This window comes from Streptomyces winkii (genome assembly GCF_032248595.1).
GTDB lineage: Bacteria > Actinomycetota > Actinomycetes > Streptomycetales > Streptomycetaceae > Streptomyces > Streptomyces winkii.
In genome coordinates this window covers 91,238-106,027 of sequence record NZ_JASTTH010000011.1, presented here as the reverse complement: position 1 = coordinate 106,027, position 14,790 = coordinate 91,238, and the positions used below count along the sequence as shown (strand labels likewise).

The following is a 14,790-nucleotide window of genomic DNA, read 5'->3' as shown; positions in this document are numbered from 1 at the left end:
CGAGACTAGCTAGTGCCATACGTCGGGCCCAACCCGGCGCCACTCGATGAACTCCGGGTCGTCGAACCGCACCTCTTCGGGGTCGAGGCCGACCTGACGCAGGAATTCGGCGAGGTCCGCCAGACCGCGGGCGAGGCCGAGGATGCGTCCGTTCGCGGTGACGCGGCGCCCGCCGGACGGGGACGGCGGGTGCACGACGATCGGCGCAGACATGCGACCAGCGTGCGGCCGTGCCGTCGCGTTCGCATCCCGGCCCACGTACACGGGTGGACGGGCGGCAGCCCGGACGGCCCCCTATCCGGTGAGCGTCTGGGTGCCGAGGACGGCGAGGAGCGCGAGCCGTTCGGCGTCCCGCGTGCCGGGCTCAGCCGTGTAGACGACGATGCGCAGGCCGCTGCCCGCGACGTTGAGCACGTCGCAGTCCAGCGTCAACGTGCCCACGTGCGGATGGTCGACGGTCTTGTGCGACACCTCGTACCGGGTCATGGCCGCGGAGTCCCACAGCTCGGCGAACCGCTCGCTGTTCGCGCGGAGTTCGGCGATCAGCCGCCTGAGGCGCTCGTCCGCGGGGTACTTGCTCGCGGTCGTACGCAACTCGGCGACCTGCATGGCTTCGAGGGCTCGCCGGGACTGCGGCGTGTAGCGGATGCGGCCGGTGCCCCTACCGAGGAAGTTGCGCCAGACCGCGTTCCGCTCCTTGCCGTGCATCTCGCCCATCAGCGCCGTGTACAGCGGGTTGGCGAGCAGCAGCGTCCACGTGGCGTCGGAGACCGCCACCGGCGTCCCGGTCAGCCTGTCCAGCATCCGGTGCACGCTCGGCGTGATGTAGGCGGGCACCGTGCCCCGCCCCGGCGGTACGAGCCCCGCGACATGGAACAGATGCTCGCGCTCGGCCCCCGACAGGCGCAGCGCGCGTCCCAGCGCCTCGACGACCTGCTCCGACGGGTGGTTCGCCCGGCCCTGTTCGAGCCGGGTGACGTAGTCGACCGAGATCCCGGCCAAGAGCGCGAGCTCCTCGCGGCGCAGTCCGGCCGCGCGCCGCCGGCCGCCGACAGGCAGCCCCGCGGCCTCCGGGGAGACGCGGTCGCGCCAGCGCCGCACCGTATGCCCGAACTCCGTGGTCGCCATGGTTCAACTGTGCACCGCCCGGCACGGATCTTCCTGGTACTGGCAGTCCCAGGAAGAGGGGACGCCTGGCTGACCGCTCGGCTCCGCAACACCGTGGAGACATGACAGCGACACTGATCACCGGAGCGAACAAGGGTCTCGGTTTCGAGACCGCCCGCCGGCTCGTCGCCGCGGGCCACACCGTCTACGTCGGCAGCCGGGACGCCGCGCGCGGCCGCCGCGCGGCCGAGGAGCTGGGTGCGCGTACGGTCCAGCTCGACTCCACCGACGACGCGTCCGTGGACGCCGCGGTGAAGGCCGTCGAGGCCGGCGGCGGACTGGACGTACTGGTCAACAACGCGGGCGTACAAGAGGAGTTGAGCGACGGCGAGGTCGTGGCGGGCGCCGCGGAGCTGACCGCCGACGTGATGCGGAAGACGTTCGAGACGAACGTGATCGGCACCGTGCGCGTCACCCACGCCTTCCTCCCGCTGCTGCGGCGCTCCAGCGCCCCGGTCGTGGTCAACGTCAGCAGCGGTCTGGCCTCGCTGGCGCGCGTCAGCACGCCCGGCACCCGGGCGTACGAGTACGCGGGCGTCGCCTACCCGGCGTCCAAGACGGCGGTCAACATGATCACCGTGCAGTACGCGAAGGCCTTCCCGGGCATGCGGATCAACGCGGTGGAGCCCGGGTTCACCGCGACCGACCTGAACGGGAACAGGGGCATCCAGACCGTGGAGCAGGGCGCCGAGATCATCGTGCGGATGGCGCAGACCGGTCCGGACGGTCCCACCGGGGGCTACTTCGACGCCGAGGGCGCCTTGCCCTGGTGATCCGGTCGGGGCAGGGCGTCCGGCGCGCACGGCAGGGCGCCCACGAGGCGCCGCGGCCACAGGTCCCGGGGGTCGACTCCCGTGCGGCGGCGGCCGTTTGAGCGAGCCGCTTGACCGATCACCCCCCAGTTAACCGATTGCCCGCCCGGCCAGTGCCGAGCACGATGCCGGGATGCGCTTCTCCGTCAACATTCCGAACTTCGGGGACTTCGCGGACCCGCGCACCGTGGCGAAGGTGGCCACGGCCGCGGAGCAGGCCGGGTGGGACGGGCTGTTCGTCTGGGACCACGTGCTGCACAGACGCCATCCACGCCCCTTCGGCGACCCCTGGATGCTGCTGACCGCCGCCGCGCTGGCCACGTCCAGGATCAGGCTGGGAACGCTGGTCACGCCGGTCGCGCGGCGGCGCCCGCAGCAGCTCGCCCGCCAGGTGGCCACGCTCGACGGTCTCAGCGGCGGCAGGGTGATCTTCACCGCGGGGCTGGGCGGCCCCGCCGAGGACGAGTACGGCAGCTTCGGCGAGGCGACCGATCCGGTCGTACGGGCCGAGCGCCTCGACGAGGGCCTCGACCTGCTCTGCCGGTTCTGGACGGGCGAGCCGGTGAGCCACGACGGGCGGCACCACCGGATCCGGGACGTGACGCTGCTGCCCGCCACGATTCAGCGCCCACGGCCGCCGGTCTGGATCGGGGGCTTCTGGCCGAACCGGCCTCCGATGCGCCGCGCCGCCCGCTGGGACGGCGCCGTACCGCTGTTCGCCTCGGCCAGGCACGGGCATCCGCCGCCCGTCGAGGAGGTGCGGGAGCTGGTCGCGTACGTCGGGCGGCACCGCGGCGGCGAGCCGGAGCGCTCCTTCGAGATCGTCCTCGGCGGCGTCAGCCCCGCCGACCCCGCCCGGGCACGGGACCTGCTGGGGCCGCTGAGCGACGCCGGGGCCACGTGGTGGGACGAGCGGCAGCTCCAGGGGACCGATGACCTCGACCGGCTGGAGCCGGTGCTGCGGCGCGTCGAACAGGGCCCGCCCGCCCTCTAGTTGGGCCCATGGCGCCCGCGCCGGAGACCGTGTTTGCGCGGTGGTGTCCCGGTCACCCGGAAGACGAGCGATGCTGCCCGGCCGACGGCGGCCCGGCCTCCGCCGGTACGGGGCCGGACGGTACGACGAGCGCGCGCTGAGGAGAGAGTCACGTGAGCAACGCAGCACTGGAACGCGAAGAGGCGGCGAAGCTCCCGCAGGACGACATCATCGGCATCCTGCTGACCCAACACGCCCGCGTCCGGGAGCTGTTCGCCGAGGTCCACATGGCGCGGGGCGACGAAAAGAAGGCGAAATTCGACGAGTTGAGGGCTCTGTTGGCGGTTCACGAGGCGGCGGAGGAGATGATCCTGCGGCCCGTCGCGAAGACGGAGGCCGGGGAGGGCGAGGTAACGGCCCGCAACGAGGAAGAGCGGGAGGCCGGCCGGATCCTCGCCGAGCTGGAGCGCATGGGCCCGTCCGATGCCCAATTCGAGCCGAAACTCACGGAGTTCGAGAGGGCGGTCGGCGATCACGCGGACCACGAGGAGCAGGAGGAGTTCCCCGCGATGCGCACCGGCTGCTCGCAGGAACAGCGGCAGAAGATGGGCAGGAGGTTGCTGCGGGCGGAGAGGACGGCGCCCACACACGCGCATCCGGCCGCGGCGCGATCCTCGGCGGTGCGGTGGACAGTGGGCCCGTTCGCCTCGCTCCTGGACCACGCCAGGGACGCGCTGGGCGGCGGTGGCGGATCGCGCCGGTGATTCCCGCCCGGCCCGCGGACGCCCCGCCCGCCCCCGGATTCCGCGGCTGACCGGCAGCTGATCCACCCGGCACCGCCCGGACCCGGGCCGGAACAGCACGGACGGTGACACCGGTCCCGGCACCCGCAGCCTGCGGAGCCCGGCCCGGACGCCTCGTCCTTCCTCGTCCTTCCTCGTCCTTCCTCATCCGTCACGGCTCCCGCCGCGCCCGTCCCATGTGAAGCGGATGCAACGATCGGGGAACGGCGCGTGCCTTCCCGGTCAAAGGGCCCTGTTTGCGGCCACTTTGCCGCCGTACGCATGGACCGGGCCGCCCGCACCCGTGGTTAGACTCACCCGACTGCGACGAGGGGGAGCCCAGGCAGCCGCGGAAGGAGCGACAGGGTGGAGCCGAAGAAGATCTTGATCTATGTCCTCACCGTCTTCGCCCTGTATACGATCATCACCTCCCCCGCCAGGGCCGCGGACCTCGTCCAGATCGGCTTCGAGGGCATATCGAGCGCGGCGCAGGGAGTGGGCCACTTCATGACCGAGGTCGTCCGGTAGAGCCCGGCCCCGCGGCCTCAGCCTCCCTTCCGTCAGGCTCTTCCTCCCTTCCGTAAGGCTCTTCGCCCCACAGGCTCCTCACCTCTCGTTCTCTCGGCATTCGGCCCTCGCCCGTCACCGATGCGAGGGCCGACGTCCTTGCCGGACCGGACCGCGGGCGAACGGGAGGCGCCGCAGGGGACGGGAGTGCCCGGAAGGGCATCGTCCGGCCACTTCGGCGTACCGGCGCACGTGCTCGACGGTGCTTACGCATGCCGCCCGAAGTCCCCAACTCCGCACCAACACGGCAATTTACGGTGCTTGCGCACGTTGCACATGTCTTGTGATGCTATGACCGCTTTTGGCCGATGCGTGGAGCGAGACCGACCCGGACCTGAAGAGGTGGTGGCTGAGTGGCGGCGACCCAGACCCGCGAGAGCCGCAGCGCGGAGGCCCGGGCGCTGACCCAGGAGCTCTTCGAGCAGCTGGCCGAGCAGGAACCCGGCACCGCCGGACACGAACGTGTGCGCACGGCGCTCATCGAGGCCAACCTCCCGCTCGTGCGCTATGTCGCGGCACGCTTCCGCAGCCGCAACGAGCCCATGGAGGACGTCGTCCAGGTCGGCACCATCGGACTCATCAACGCCATCGACCGCTTCGACGCCGAGCGCGGCGTGCAGTTCCCCACCTTCGCGATGCCGACGATCATCGGCGAGATCCGGCGCTACTTCCGCGACAACGTCCGCACTGTGCACGTGCCGAGACGTCTGCACGAGATGTGGGTGCAGGTCAGCAGCGCGACGGAGGACCTGACGACGGCCTTCGGACGCTCGCCCACCACCGCCGAGATCGCGGAGCGCCTCAAGCTCACCGAGGAGGAGGTGCTCGCCTGCATCGAGGCCGGACGCTCCTACCGCGCAACGTCGTTGGAGGCGGCACAGGAGCGCGAGGACGGGCTGCCCGGCCTGCTCGACCGCCTCGGATACGAGGACCCCGAACTGGACGGCGTCGAACACCGCGATCTCGTACGGCACCTGCTCGTACAGCTGCCGGAACGCGAGCAGCGCATCCTGCTGCTGCGCTACTACCGGAATCTGACGCAGTCACAGATCAGTGCCGAGTTGGGTGTGTCCCAAATGCACGTCTCGCGGCTGCTGTCGCGGAGCTTCGCGCGCCTGCGGGCCGCAAATCGAATCGATGCATAACCGGACAGAGTGAGGCAGTACGACGGCTCAACTTCCTCAGCTGTGCAGTTTTATCGACATGGGGCTACGTCGCGTTGCCTACTTGTGACATTCTGCAAGAGCTGCGTTTGCCGCGACGGCGCTTCCGGTATGCAGGGGGAAGTGCTCCCCTCGTACGAGGGCGCCGCTGCGATCCGTCCGCGACCTCAAGGGGGTGGCATGTCCGTAGAACTGGGCAGCTCGAAGGTGCTCACCGAGAACACGACCGACGACGTCGACGCCATGGGAGCCCCCCAAGCCCCCGCAGACCACGATGCCATCGACACGCGCACCCTCTCGCGCTCCCTCTTCCTGCGGCTCGCCACGCTCGGCAAGGACAGCGCGGAACGCACCTACGTGCGTGACACGCTCATCGAGCTCAACCTCCCGCTCGTGCGGTATGCGGCGGCGCGCTTCCGCAGCCGCAACGAGCCGATGGAGGACATCGTCCAGGTCGGCACGATCGGTCTGATCAAGGCGATCGACCGCTTCGACGCCGAGCGGGGCGTGGAGTTCCCGACGTTCGCGATGCCGACGGTGGTCGGCGAGATCAAGCGCTTCTTCCGCGACACCTCGTGGTCGGTGCGGGTTCCGCGGCGCCTTCAGGAGCTGCGTCTCGCGCTCACGAAGGCGAGCGACGAGCTGTCGCAGACGCTGGACCGCTCCCCCACCGTCACCGAACTCGCCCAGTGCCTGGGGGTGTCGGAGGAGGACGTGGTGGACGGGCTCGCCGTCGGCAACGCCTACACCGCCTCCTCGCTCGACTCGCCCGCGCTGGAGGAGGACGGCGGCGAGGGCTCGCTCGCGGACCGGCTCGGCTACGAGGACAGCGCGCTGGAAGGCGTGGAGTACCGCGAGTCCTTGAAGCCGCTGCTGGCCAAACTGCCGCCGCGCGAGCGGCAGATCATCATGCTGCGGTTCTTCGCCAACATGACGCAGTCGCAGATCGGCGAGGAGGTCGGCATCTCGCAGATGCACGTCTCCCGGCTGCTGACGCGCACGCTGGCGCAGCTGCGCGAAGGGCTGATCGCGGAGGAGTGAGCCGGAGCGCCGGCGTGCTCTGCGCCCGTACGCACCAGCGGCGTGCGGGCACCCTTCAAGAAGCACCCGACGCCCGCGCGGCCGGAGATACGGAGCGGCGTCGATCCGCCCGTCAGCTCACGGCGAGCCAGACCGCGGCCGCGACGACGACGATGGCGACGACCACGCCGAGGATCAGACCGACCCGGGGGCCCGACGACTGCGTCTGCGGTGCGGCGGGTCGCTGAGAGCCGGCGGCGCCGCTCTCCTCGTCGACGAAGGCGCGGAACATCTGCGTGCTGCCGGCCGGGTCTTGGGACGGTTCGGGGCCTTGCGGAGCATGCGGGTTGTGAGCCATGGGGCAGGACGATAGCGAACGCCCCGAGGGGGCGGACAGCCCCGTACCGTCGATCGGGCCGTGACCAGCGGCCTCGCATCCGGCTCCCCTTTGCTGATTCTTTGCTCGGGCGGTCCCGCAGTCATTTGCGTACAGCAACTAATGGAATTACGGTTGCCCAAAGCAACGACATCAAGGGACGGGGATGCCCGCGCGAGGCGCACGCAGCAGATATGAGGAACTGGCCCGGCACCTTAGCGGTCTCGGCGCCGTCCGGCGAGAGTTGGTGCGCGCGCTGCCGGTCGACTGTCCGCCGGGCTCCGCAGGCGTGTTGACGCTCCTTCACAAGTACGGCGAGATGCGTATGGGTCGTCTCGCGGAGCTGATGGCGGTAGACATGTCTGTCACCAGTCGCCACGTCACCCACAACGTGGAGCGTGGCTGGGTCGTGCGCGAGCCCGACCCGGAGGACGGGCGCTCCCGGCTGCTGCGCCTCACGGAGCAAGGCGAACGACAACTGAACAGGCTCTCCGAGATCACGACCGGGACCTTGGAGAGCGTTCTTCACGACTGGACCGAAGACGACGTCGCACGGCTGAACGGAATGCTGGAGCGCCTGCGGCAGGACTTCGGCGACTGCCGTGTTCCCGCGCAGGCGGAGCGGCCCGAACCGGGGCCCGCCGCCCGTACGACGGGAGACGGCGAGAAGGGCACGGCAGGCGGGACCGGCACCACGAGCACGGACAGCGCGACCAGCACGACCGGCTAGACCGGCTAGACCGGCTAGACCGGCACGAGCACTGACCACGACGACGACCACGGACCACCGACCACGGCAGAAACACTGCACGGCACCGAAGAAGAGTTAGGGAAAGAATGGCCACGACCACACCGTCCGGTGTGCAGGGCACCGGCTCCGGAGGCGGGACAGGCGACGCGTCGAAGAATCATGCGCCCGCTTCCTCCGGGCCGGGTGGCGCCGCACCCATGACGCACCGGCAGATCATGGAGGCGCTGTCCGGGCTGCTGCTCGGCATGTTCGTCGCCATCCTGTCCTCCACGATCGTCGCCAACGCCCTGCCGAAGATCGTCTCGGATCTCGGCGGCGGGCAGAGCGCGTACACGTGGGTGGTGACGGCGTCGCTGCTGACGATGACCGCATCGACCCCGCTGTGGGGCAAGCTGGCGGACCTGTTCAGCAAGAAGGTGCTGATACAGACGGCGATCATCGTCTTCGTGCTCGCCTCGGCCAGCGCCGGTCTCGCGCAGAACACGAGCATGCTGATCGCGTCGCGCGCCGTGCAGGGCATAGGCATGGGCGGCATCTCCGCCCTGACGCAGACCGTGATCGCCGCGATGATCTCCCCGCGGGAGCGCGGGCGTTACACGGGTTACATCGGTGCGTCGTTCGCCGTCGCGATGGTCAGCGGGCCGCTGCTGGGCGGCGTCATCACCGACACCAGCTGGCTGGGCTGGCGCTGGTGCTTCTACGTCGGCATCCCGTTCGCGGTCATCGCGCTGCTGCTGCTCCAGCAGACGCTGCACCTGCCGCTGCTCAAGCGCCGCGTGAAGATCGACTGGGCCGGTGCCTTCCTCGTCGCGGCCTCCGCGTCGCTGCTGCTGGTCTGGGTGACGTTCGCCGGCGACAAGTACGAGTGGCTCTCGTGGGAGAGCTATGCGATGGTCGGCGGCTCGCTGCTGCTGGCCTTGATCTTCGTCCTCGTCGAGGCCAAGGCGACGGAGCCGATCATCCCGCTGCGGCTCTTCCGCAACCGCACCATCGCGCTGACGTCGCTGGCCTCGATGTTCGTCGGCATCGCGATGTTCGGCGCGACCGTCTACCTCAGCCAGTACTTCCAGCTGGCGCGGGGCGAGTCGCCGACGAAGGCCGGGGTCATGACGATCCCGATGATCGTCGGGATGTTCCTCTCCACCACCCTCTCCGGGTTGATCATCAGCCGTACGGGCAAGTGGAAGATCTGGCTCTGCTCCGGCGGCGTGCTGCTGACCGCGGGCCTCGGCCTGCTGGGCACCATGCGGCACGACACCGAGTACTGGCACCTGGCCCTCTTCATGGGCGGCGTCGGCATCGGCGTCGGCATGATGATGCAGAACCTGGTGCTGGCCACCCAGAACCAGGTGGAGGCGACGGACCTCGGTGCCGCCAGCTCCACGGTGAACTTCTTCCGCTCCCTCGGCGGCGCCGTCGGCGTCTCCGTTCTCGGCGCGGTGCTCGCCCACCGCATCTCGGACTACGTCGAGGACGGCCTGGCCAAGCTGGGCGTCCAGCACGGCGGGCCGACGGGCGGTGCCGGCAGCGAGATCCCGGATCTGGGGAAGCTTCCGGCGCCCATACGGAACGTCATCGAGTCCGCGTACGGACACGGCATAGGGGACATCTACCTCTACGCGGCACCCGTCGCGCTGCTCGCGCTGCTGCTGGTGCTGTGCGTCAAGGAGGTGCCGCTGAAGACGAAGCCGGGCATGGATCAGTCCGGTGACTCGGCCGACGTCCCGGGGCAGGCGTTCCTCCAGCAGGACGGCGCGTACGCGGCCGACGGCGCAGCGGGACGCGCGGCAGCGGCCCACGCCGGCGCGGGCGCCGGGCTCGGCATGGGCTCCGGCCCCGCCGCCGGCTACGGCCACGGCGGATACCCGGCACCGGCCGGCTCGACGGGCGACCCCGACCCGAACGAGCCGCTGACCACCTCGCGGCACTCCGTGCTCGGCACCGTCCGCAACGCGGAGGGCAAGGGCGTGCCCCGGGCCGCCGTGACGCTCATCTCGCTGAGCGGGCGTCAGCTCGGCAGGTCCGTGGCCCGCGTCGACGGCCGCTACGGCATGGACACCCCCGGCCCCGGAAGCTACGTGCTGATCGCCGCCGCCGACGGCCACCAGCCGCAGGCGACGACGGTCACCGTGGGCGAGGAGCCGCTGAGCCACGACGTACTGCTGGCCGCGACCAGCGGGCTCGCGGGACGCGTACGCAGCGCCGGCGACGGCCAGCCCGTGCGGGCGGCGATGGTCGTGGTCACCGACGAGCGGGGGGAGGTGCTCGCGACCGGACGCACCGGTGAGCGGGGCGAGTTCTCGTTCGACGAGCTCGTGACCGGCACCTTCACGATCGCCGTCAACGCGCCCGGCTTCCGGCCCGTGGCGCGGCCGGTGGAGGTCGAGGGACAGGGCATCACCCGCATCGACGTCGAACTGGCGGCGGGCGCGCGCGTGCAGGGCGTCATCCGTGCCGGTGTGGACGCCAGTCCGCTGCCGGACGCGCGGGTCACGCTCGTCGACGCGGCCGGGAACGTGGTCGCCACGGCGACGACCGGTGAGGACGGCGCGTACGGCTTCACCGACCTCGACGCGGGCGACTACTCGATCATCGCCAGCGGCTATCCGCCGGTGGCGACCGCCCTGAACGTCGAGGGCGCGGGACCGGACTCCGTCGACATCGAGCTGCACCACCCGGACGAGTAGGACCCTCTCCGCGTTCGGCGGCTCCCGGGGCACCCGCACCCGCACAGGGTTCGAGCGGGTGCCCACGGGAGACCCCCGGAAGCGAAGCGGACGAGTGGACGCCCGGGACGCCGCCGTACGGCCCCGGAGGACGCGGTGCGCGGAGCGGAACCGGAAGCTTCCGCAGCGCACTTCCCGCGTCCCGGACGCGGAAGGAAGACTGGGTCGGGGGCGTCCGGCGGGACTCCCCCGGCCCCGGGCTGCCGGGCCTGCCACGGGCGGGCCGGACAGACAGGGCCTGAGCGAGAAGGAGCGTATCGACAGATGGCAGGCGCAGGCGTACGGGCGCAGATCCACACCCGTGAGGGGTGGCCGGTACAGCACGCCGTGCTGACCGTCACCGACATGACGGGTGTTCAGGTCCTCCGCGTGGAGGCCGACGACGAAGGCATCGCACAGAGCGAGGAGGCACTTCCCGCGGGGCCTTACACGGTGATCGCCACCGCCCTCGGATATGCGCCCGCCGCGGCCACGGCGCTCGTCACCGCCTCGGGAAGGGCGGACCTGGGGACGCTCGTGCTCGTACGGCAGGGGGGCACCGAACTGCCGCCGCCCGGGCCGTGGACCGTCGACCCGGTCCACTCGACCGTCGGGGCCACGGCACAGCACCTGGGGATCTCCAGCGTCCACGGCCGCTTCACCGACTTCCAGGCCCGCATCGAGATCGACGAGGAGCCGGAGAAGTCCTCGGTGGAGGCCGTCATCGAGGCCGCGAGCATCGAGACGGGCAACAGCATCCGGGACGCGCACCTGCGTTCGGAGGACTTCCTGAACGTCGAGCGGCACCCGCAGCTCACCTACCGCAGCCATGCCGTCGAGCCGGCCGGGACCGATCGTTGGACCGTCCACGGGTGGCTGGCGATGCACGGGGTCGTACGGGACGTCTCGCTGAACCTGACCTACCTCGGCTACGGGCCCGACCCGTGGGGCGGCACACGGGCCGCCTTCCGCGCAACGGCGGAGCTGAAGCGCGAGGAGTTCGCGATGAACTACAACCAGATCCTGGCGGCCGGGATCGCGGCGATCGGGACGACGCTCCGGATCGAGCTGGACGTGCAGGCGGTGCAGGGCGAGGAAGTGCCGGACATCGAGTGACGGCCTGCGCGACGGCCCGGGGAGGGTACCGGGGGCACGGCTGAGGGCCCCCGGGCTCCGGGCCCGGCTCCCGGAGTGCCCCGAGGGCCCTCGTATGGACGATTCGGCGGCCCGTCGTCGCCGGGCCACCGAATCACTTCCCTGTGTGCGCCGGAGCGCTCACCGCACCGGTCAGCTGTTCACGTAGCTCATGTACGTGTCCCAGTTCCAGTGCGGGCCCGGGTCGGTGTGGTCGTTCCCGGGAACCTCGTTGTGGCCGACGATGTGCGCGCGGTCCTTCGGGATGCCGTGCTTGTCGCACAGGTGCTTCGTCAGCGCGGCCGAGGAGCGGTACATGGCGTCGGTGAACCAGGACGGGTCGTCGACGAAGCCCTCGTGCTCGATGCCGAGACCGGAGGCGTTGCCTCCCCTGGCGTGCCAGGCGGTGTCGGCGTCGCGCACCATCTGCGTGATCTCGCCGTCCGAGGAGCGCACCACGTAGTGCGCGCTGACCTCGGCCTCGGGGTTCTTGAACCAGTTGATCGTCCCCGCGTACTCGCCCTGCGTCACGTGGATGATGACCTGCGAAATGGCGGCGTCACGGCCCGTGTTGAAGTTGGCCGGGTCGGCGGGGTTCCAGATCGCCGGCGGGTAGTCGTCGCTCTTGGTGCCCGTGCCGGGCGCCGCGGCCTTCGCGAGCTTCCCGCGCTCGGGCGTGACCTTCTCCGGCGACATGCGGACCTTCGTGCCCTTGGACGGGATGCCCTTGCTCACGAAGTCGTACGCGGCGTCGGCGTAGAGGCGCTTGAGCGACGCGCTCTCGGCGCCTCCGTACGCGGCCACGGCCGGGTACCAGGCCTCGACGCGCTTGCGGTCGGACGCCTTGAGCCCGGCATTGTCGGCCTTGGCGCGGAGCACGGCGGCGCCTCCGCGGATGTTGGCGGCGTCGTTCTTCTTCAGGTCGGCCTTCGACTCGCCGGTGAGCTCGGCGGCCTGCTCCAGCGTCTTGCGCTCCGGGTTGCTGACGAGGTGCATCACGCCGAACCCGTTGTCCTGGCTGGGCTTGCCCTTGTGCCCGTCCAGGTGGGTCTCGGCGTAACCGACGGAGACGAGGAGGTCGCGCGGCACGTCGAACTCCGAAGCTGCCTTGGTGAACGCCTCGTTCATCGTCGGCTCGCTGTCGGACGTGACGGCCGCCGTCGCCTGCTGGCCTGCCACGGCCAGTCCCGCGACGAGCGCACCGCCGAGGGTCGCTGCGAGGACTCTCTTGCGTGTGTTCATCGGCTCAGTTGCCTCTCTGGATACGAACTCCGGCGCGTGGTGGGGGGATCGAGCTCCTGGCGCCGGCCGGCGCGCCGGATCACGGCCGGTGCCAGTGGAGTCGGCGTGGTGCGTCCGTACGCCGTGCGCGGCACTCGGGGCCATCGGCACGGCTGCCTGGTCCTGGGGGACTTGGAAGTGGAAGGTGGGGGCGGAAGTGGCGGGTGGAAGTGGGGGCTGGGGTTCGGATTTCGGGGCGGGGCTCCGGGCCTGCCTGGGACGGCTGCCGACTCAAGGGCCGAAGTGCCCGTGCGGCGGGCGGAGTTGAGCGGCCCCCGGACCCGCCGGTTCAGCCGGTCAGGGCGTGCACGGCAGGGAGACGCCGCGCTCCGACATGTAGGCCAGCGGGTCGTCGCCGACACCGGTGCCGCCGTCGAGGTGGACCTCGAAGTGCAGGTGCGGACCGGTCGACTGGCCCTCGTTGCCGACTGAGGCGATCTTCGCGCCGCCCTCGACGGCGTCGCCGACCTGGACGAACCGCTCGCTCATGTGCCCGTACTCGGAGACCGAGCCGTCCGGGTGCTTGATGCGGATCCACTGGCCGTAGCCGGAGGCGGGGCCGGACTCGGTGACCTCTCCGGGGCCCGCGGCGAAGATCGGCGTACCGATGGGAGCCGCGAGGTCAACGCCGTCGTGGCCGTCGTGGTAGCCCTGGCTGATCTCGGCACCGACGGGGCAGGAGGCCTGGTAGGCCGCCTTCGCGCCGTCCGTCGTGCCCGCGCTCGCCGGCACGGCCACGGCGGTCGCGAGGACGCAGCCGCCGGCGGCGGCGAGTGCGAGCAGTGCGCGCTTGGCACGTCTGCTGTGGGGACGCAGCATGGGGGGTTCCTTCCACGGATGAAGACGGATTCCGTGCGACCGCCAGTAGAAGCACCGGGCCATGTACGCGACAACCCCGTCCGGGCAACACGTGACACTTTTTGTGTCACGTGAAGGATTTCGACTGCATGAATCATCCGCAGCCAAGTCAATTCGGGCTCGTTCTTCCTTGGTCGAACCAGTGAAAGAAGGCCGCGTCTCACGTTCTGGACGAACTGGGGTGTGACGGCGGGCAGATGGAGTACGAAATCCGTAGCCGTCTCTACGTCTTTCTCAAATGGGCCTCAAGCCGACGGCGCAGAACGCCACTTCGGACCCCTCATTCACCGCTTCGACGTCCCGAAGGGCCGTCCGGTCCCGGACGAGACGGGTGATCCAGGTCACACATCGGCGCCCGGCCCTGGCATGGATTCGCCGCCTGGCAGGGCGAGTTGGGCCGCCGGGCGGAAATCCCCTGGCGGCTGCGGGCGAGGGTCCGCTAGAGAGGACGGATGGTGGACCGCCTGTTCTCGGAACCTGAACTCGCCGAGCTGTACGACGCGCTCTGCGCGGGCCGCGACGACTTCGGCTTCTATCTGCCGCTCGTGATGTCCGCCCGTACGGTCCTCGATGTCGGCTGCGGCACGGGCGAGTTGCTGCACTTGGCGCGGGAGGCGGGCCACACCGGCCGCCTGTGCGGCCTCGATCCCGCCGAGGCGATGCTCGCCCGGGCGCGCAGGCGCCGAGCCGACGTCGAGTGGGTGCTCGGCGACCCTGAAAGCACCGCCTGGGACGGCGAGTTCGAGCTGGCCGTCATGACAGGCCACGCCTTCCAGGTCTTCGTCGACGACGACCGGCTGCGCTCTTCGCTGGCTTCCATCCGCTCGGCCCTGACACGGGACGGCCGCTTCGTCTTCGAGACGCGCAATCCGCAGGCCAGGGCGTGGGAGCAGTGGATTCCGGAGAACGAGGTGCAGGTGACCGGCCCGCGCGGCGAAGTGGTGCGGTCCTGGCACCAGGTGGAGGAACCGGTCGTGGGCGACACCGTCACCTTCACCCAGACCCTCACCGGCCCCCGCTGGGATCGGCCGCGGACATCGCGCAGCACGCTGCGGTTCCTCGGCGCCGGGGAACTGGCGTCGTTCCTGTACGAGGCCGGGCTGACGGTCGCCGAGCAGTACGGGGACTGGGAGCGCGGCCCCCTGACGGACGACAGCGCCGAGATCGTCACCGTCGCCGTACGAAGCTGACCCCCTCGCGG

The 14,790-nt window shown here is 70.6% G+C and carries 15 protein-coding genes; 10 read left to right on the top strand and 5 right to left on the bottom strand.

The window, feature by feature from the left end; genetic code table 11:
* Nucleotides 1-9: 9 nt before the first annotated feature.
* The gene (locus QQM67_RS28470; protein WP_314177918.1) at nucleotides 10-213 is read right to left on the bottom strand and encodes a hypothetical protein; all 204 of its coding nucleotides are present in this window, start codon (nucleotides 211-213) and stop codon (nucleotides 10-12) included.
* A gap of 81 nt (nucleotides 214-294) precedes the next feature.
* Nucleotides 295-1,128, bottom strand: a complete 834-nt coding sequence (locus QQM67_RS28465; protein ID WP_314177917.1) for a helix-turn-helix transcriptional regulator — start codon at nucleotides 1,126-1,128, stop codon at nucleotides 295-297.
* A gap of 101 nt (nucleotides 1,129-1,229) precedes the next feature.
* On the opposite strand from QQM67_RS28465, the gene QQM67_RS28460 reads away from it, so the two are divergent.
* The 6 genes from QQM67_RS28460 to QQM67_RS28435 all read left to right on the top strand — a co-directional run bounded on the left by QQM67_RS28460 (nucleotide 1,230) and on the right by QQM67_RS28435 (nucleotide 6,505).
* A complete protein-coding gene (locus tag QQM67_RS28460; protein WP_314177915.1) occupies nucleotides 1,230-1,940 on the top strand; it encodes an SDR family NAD(P)-dependent oxidoreductase in 711 nt (236 codons plus the stop codon).
* Nucleotides 1,941-2,112: 172 nt separating this feature from the next.
* Nucleotides 2,113-2,973 carry an LLM class flavin-dependent oxidoreductase gene (locus tag QQM67_RS28455; RefSeq protein ID WP_314177914.1) on the top strand — a complete coding sequence of 287 codons (861 nt, stop codon included), beginning with the start codon at nucleotides 2,113-2,115 and terminating at the stop codon, nucleotides 2,971-2,973.
* Nucleotides 2,974-3,125: 152 nt separating this feature from the next.
* Entirely contained in the window at nucleotides 3,126-3,716 is a 591-nt protein-coding gene (locus tag QQM67_RS28450; RefSeq protein WP_314177912.1) for a hemerythrin domain-containing protein, read from the top strand.
* Between the two features lie 384 nt (nucleotides 3,717-4,100).
* Nucleotides 4,101-4,262, top strand: coding sequence for a hypothetical protein (locus QQM67_RS28445; protein WP_314177910.1), 162 nt, complete (start codon nucleotides 4,101-4,103; stop codon nucleotides 4,260-4,262).
* 392 nt (nucleotides 4,263-4,654) lie between these two features.
* Nucleotides 4,655-5,446, top strand: a complete 792-nt coding sequence (locus QQM67_RS28440; RefSeq protein ID WP_314177908.1) for an RNA polymerase sigma factor SigF — start codon at nucleotides 4,655-4,657, stop codon at nucleotides 5,444-5,446.
* Nucleotides 5,447-5,644: 198 nt separating this feature from the next.
* On the top strand, nucleotides 5,645-6,505 hold the full coding sequence (locus QQM67_RS28435) for an RNA polymerase sigma factor SigF (protein WP_314177906.1): 861 nt from the start codon (nucleotides 5,645-5,647) through the stop codon (nucleotides 6,503-6,505).
* Nucleotides 6,506-6,617: 112 nt separating this feature from the next.
* Here QQM67_RS28435 and QQM67_RS28430 read toward each other — a convergent pair whose 3' ends face one another.
* Complete coding sequence (locus QQM67_RS28430; protein WP_314177905.1) at nucleotides 6,618-6,842, bottom strand: hypothetical protein; 225 nt, start codon at nucleotides 6,840-6,842, stop codon at nucleotides 6,618-6,620.
* Between the two features lie 184 nt (nucleotides 6,843-7,026).
* On the opposite strand from QQM67_RS28430, the gene QQM67_RS28425 reads away from it, so the two are divergent.
* The 3 genes from QQM67_RS28425 to QQM67_RS28415 all read left to right on the top strand — a co-directional run bounded on the left by QQM67_RS28425 (nucleotide 7,027) and on the right by QQM67_RS28415 (nucleotide 11,432).
* The gene (locus tag QQM67_RS28425; RefSeq protein WP_314177903.1) at nucleotides 7,027-7,590 is read left to right on the top strand and encodes a MarR family winged helix-turn-helix transcriptional regulator; all 564 of its coding nucleotides are present in this window, start codon (nucleotides 7,027-7,029) and stop codon (nucleotides 7,588-7,590) included.
* A gap of 107 nt (nucleotides 7,591-7,697) precedes the next feature.
* Nucleotides 7,698-10,298, top strand: coding sequence for an MFS transporter (locus QQM67_RS28420; RefSeq protein WP_314177901.1), 2,601 nt, complete (start codon nucleotides 7,698-7,700; stop codon nucleotides 10,296-10,298).
* A gap of 303 nt (nucleotides 10,299-10,601) precedes the next feature.
* Nucleotides 10,602-11,432, top strand: a complete 831-nt coding sequence (locus QQM67_RS28415; protein WP_314177899.1) for a YceI family protein — start codon at nucleotides 10,602-10,604, stop codon at nucleotides 11,430-11,432.
* A 171-nt stretch (nucleotides 11,433-11,603) separates the two neighbouring features.
* Here the strand turns inward: QQM67_RS28415 and QQM67_RS28410 are convergent, their stop codons facing one another.
* Both QQM67_RS28410 and QQM67_RS28405 read right to left on the bottom strand, forming a co-directional pair.
* On the bottom strand, nucleotides 11,604-12,692 hold the full coding sequence (locus tag QQM67_RS28410) for an N-acetylmuramoyl-L-alanine amidase (protein ID WP_399067817.1): 1,089 nt from the start codon (nucleotides 12,690-12,692) through the stop codon (nucleotides 11,604-11,606).
* Between the two features lie 336 nt (nucleotides 12,693-13,028).
* Nucleotides 13,029-13,550 carry a M23 family metallopeptidase gene (locus QQM67_RS28405; RefSeq protein ID WP_314177898.1) on the bottom strand — a complete coding sequence of 174 codons (522 nt, stop codon included), beginning with the start codon at nucleotides 13,548-13,550 and terminating at the stop codon, nucleotides 13,029-13,031.
* Between the two features lie 491 nt (nucleotides 13,551-14,041).
* Between QQM67_RS28405 and QQM67_RS28400 the strand changes: the two genes are divergently transcribed.
* Nucleotides 14,042-14,779: a class I SAM-dependent methyltransferase gene (locus QQM67_RS28400; protein WP_314177896.1), complete on the top strand. Its 738-nt coding sequence runs from the start codon at nucleotides 14,042-14,044 to the stop codon at nucleotides 14,777-14,779.
* Nucleotides 14,780-14,790: the final 11 nt, after the last annotated feature.

What these genes read in the sequence shown, in the direction of transcription:
- QQM67_RS28470 (WP_314177918.1), bottom strand. Translation starts at nt 213, where the DNA reads ATGTCTGCGCCGATCGTCGTGCACCCGCCGTCCCCGTCCGGCGGGCGC.
- QQM67_RS28465 (WP_314177917.1), bottom strand. Translation starts at nt 1,128, where the DNA reads ATGGCGACCACGGAGTTCGGGCATACGGTGCGGCGCTGGCGCGACCGC.
- QQM67_RS28460 (WP_314177915.1), top strand. Translation starts at nt 1,230, where the DNA reads ATGACAGCGACACTGATCACCGGAGCGAACAAGGGTCTCGGTTTCGAG.
- QQM67_RS28455 (WP_314177914.1), top strand. Translation starts at nt 2,113, where the DNA reads ATGCGCTTCTCCGTCAACATTCCGAACTTCGGGGACTTCGCGGACCCG.
- QQM67_RS28435 (WP_314177906.1), top strand. Translation starts at nt 5,645, where the DNA reads ATGTCCGTAGAACTGGGCAGCTCGAAGGTGCTCACCGAGAACACGACC.
- QQM67_RS28430 (WP_314177905.1), bottom strand. Translation starts at nt 6,842, where the DNA reads ATGGCTCACAACCCGCATGCTCCGCAAGGCCCCGAACCGTCCCAAGAC.
- QQM67_RS28425 (WP_314177903.1), top strand. Translation starts at nt 7,027, where the DNA reads ATGCCCGCGCGAGGCGCACGCAGCAGATATGAGGAACTGGCCCGGCAC.
- QQM67_RS28420 (WP_314177901.1), top strand. Translation starts at nt 7,698, where the DNA reads ATGGCCACGACCACACCGTCCGGTGTGCAGGGCACCGGCTCCGGAGGC.
- QQM67_RS28415 (WP_314177899.1), top strand. Translation starts at nt 10,602, where the DNA reads ATGGCAGGCGCAGGCGTACGGGCGCAGATCCACACCCGTGAGGGGTGG.
- QQM67_RS28410 (WP_399067817.1), bottom strand. Translation starts at nt 12,692, where the DNA reads ATGAACACACGCAAGAGAGTCCTCGCAGCGACCCTCGGCGGTGCGCTC.
- QQM67_RS28405 (WP_314177898.1), bottom strand. Translation starts at nt 13,550, where the DNA reads ATGCTGCGTCCCCACAGCAGACGTGCCAAGCGCGCACTGCTCGCACTC.
- QQM67_RS28400 (WP_314177896.1), top strand. Translation starts at nt 14,042, where the DNA reads ATGGTGGACCGCCTGTTCTCGGAACCTGAACTCGCCGAGCTGTACGAC.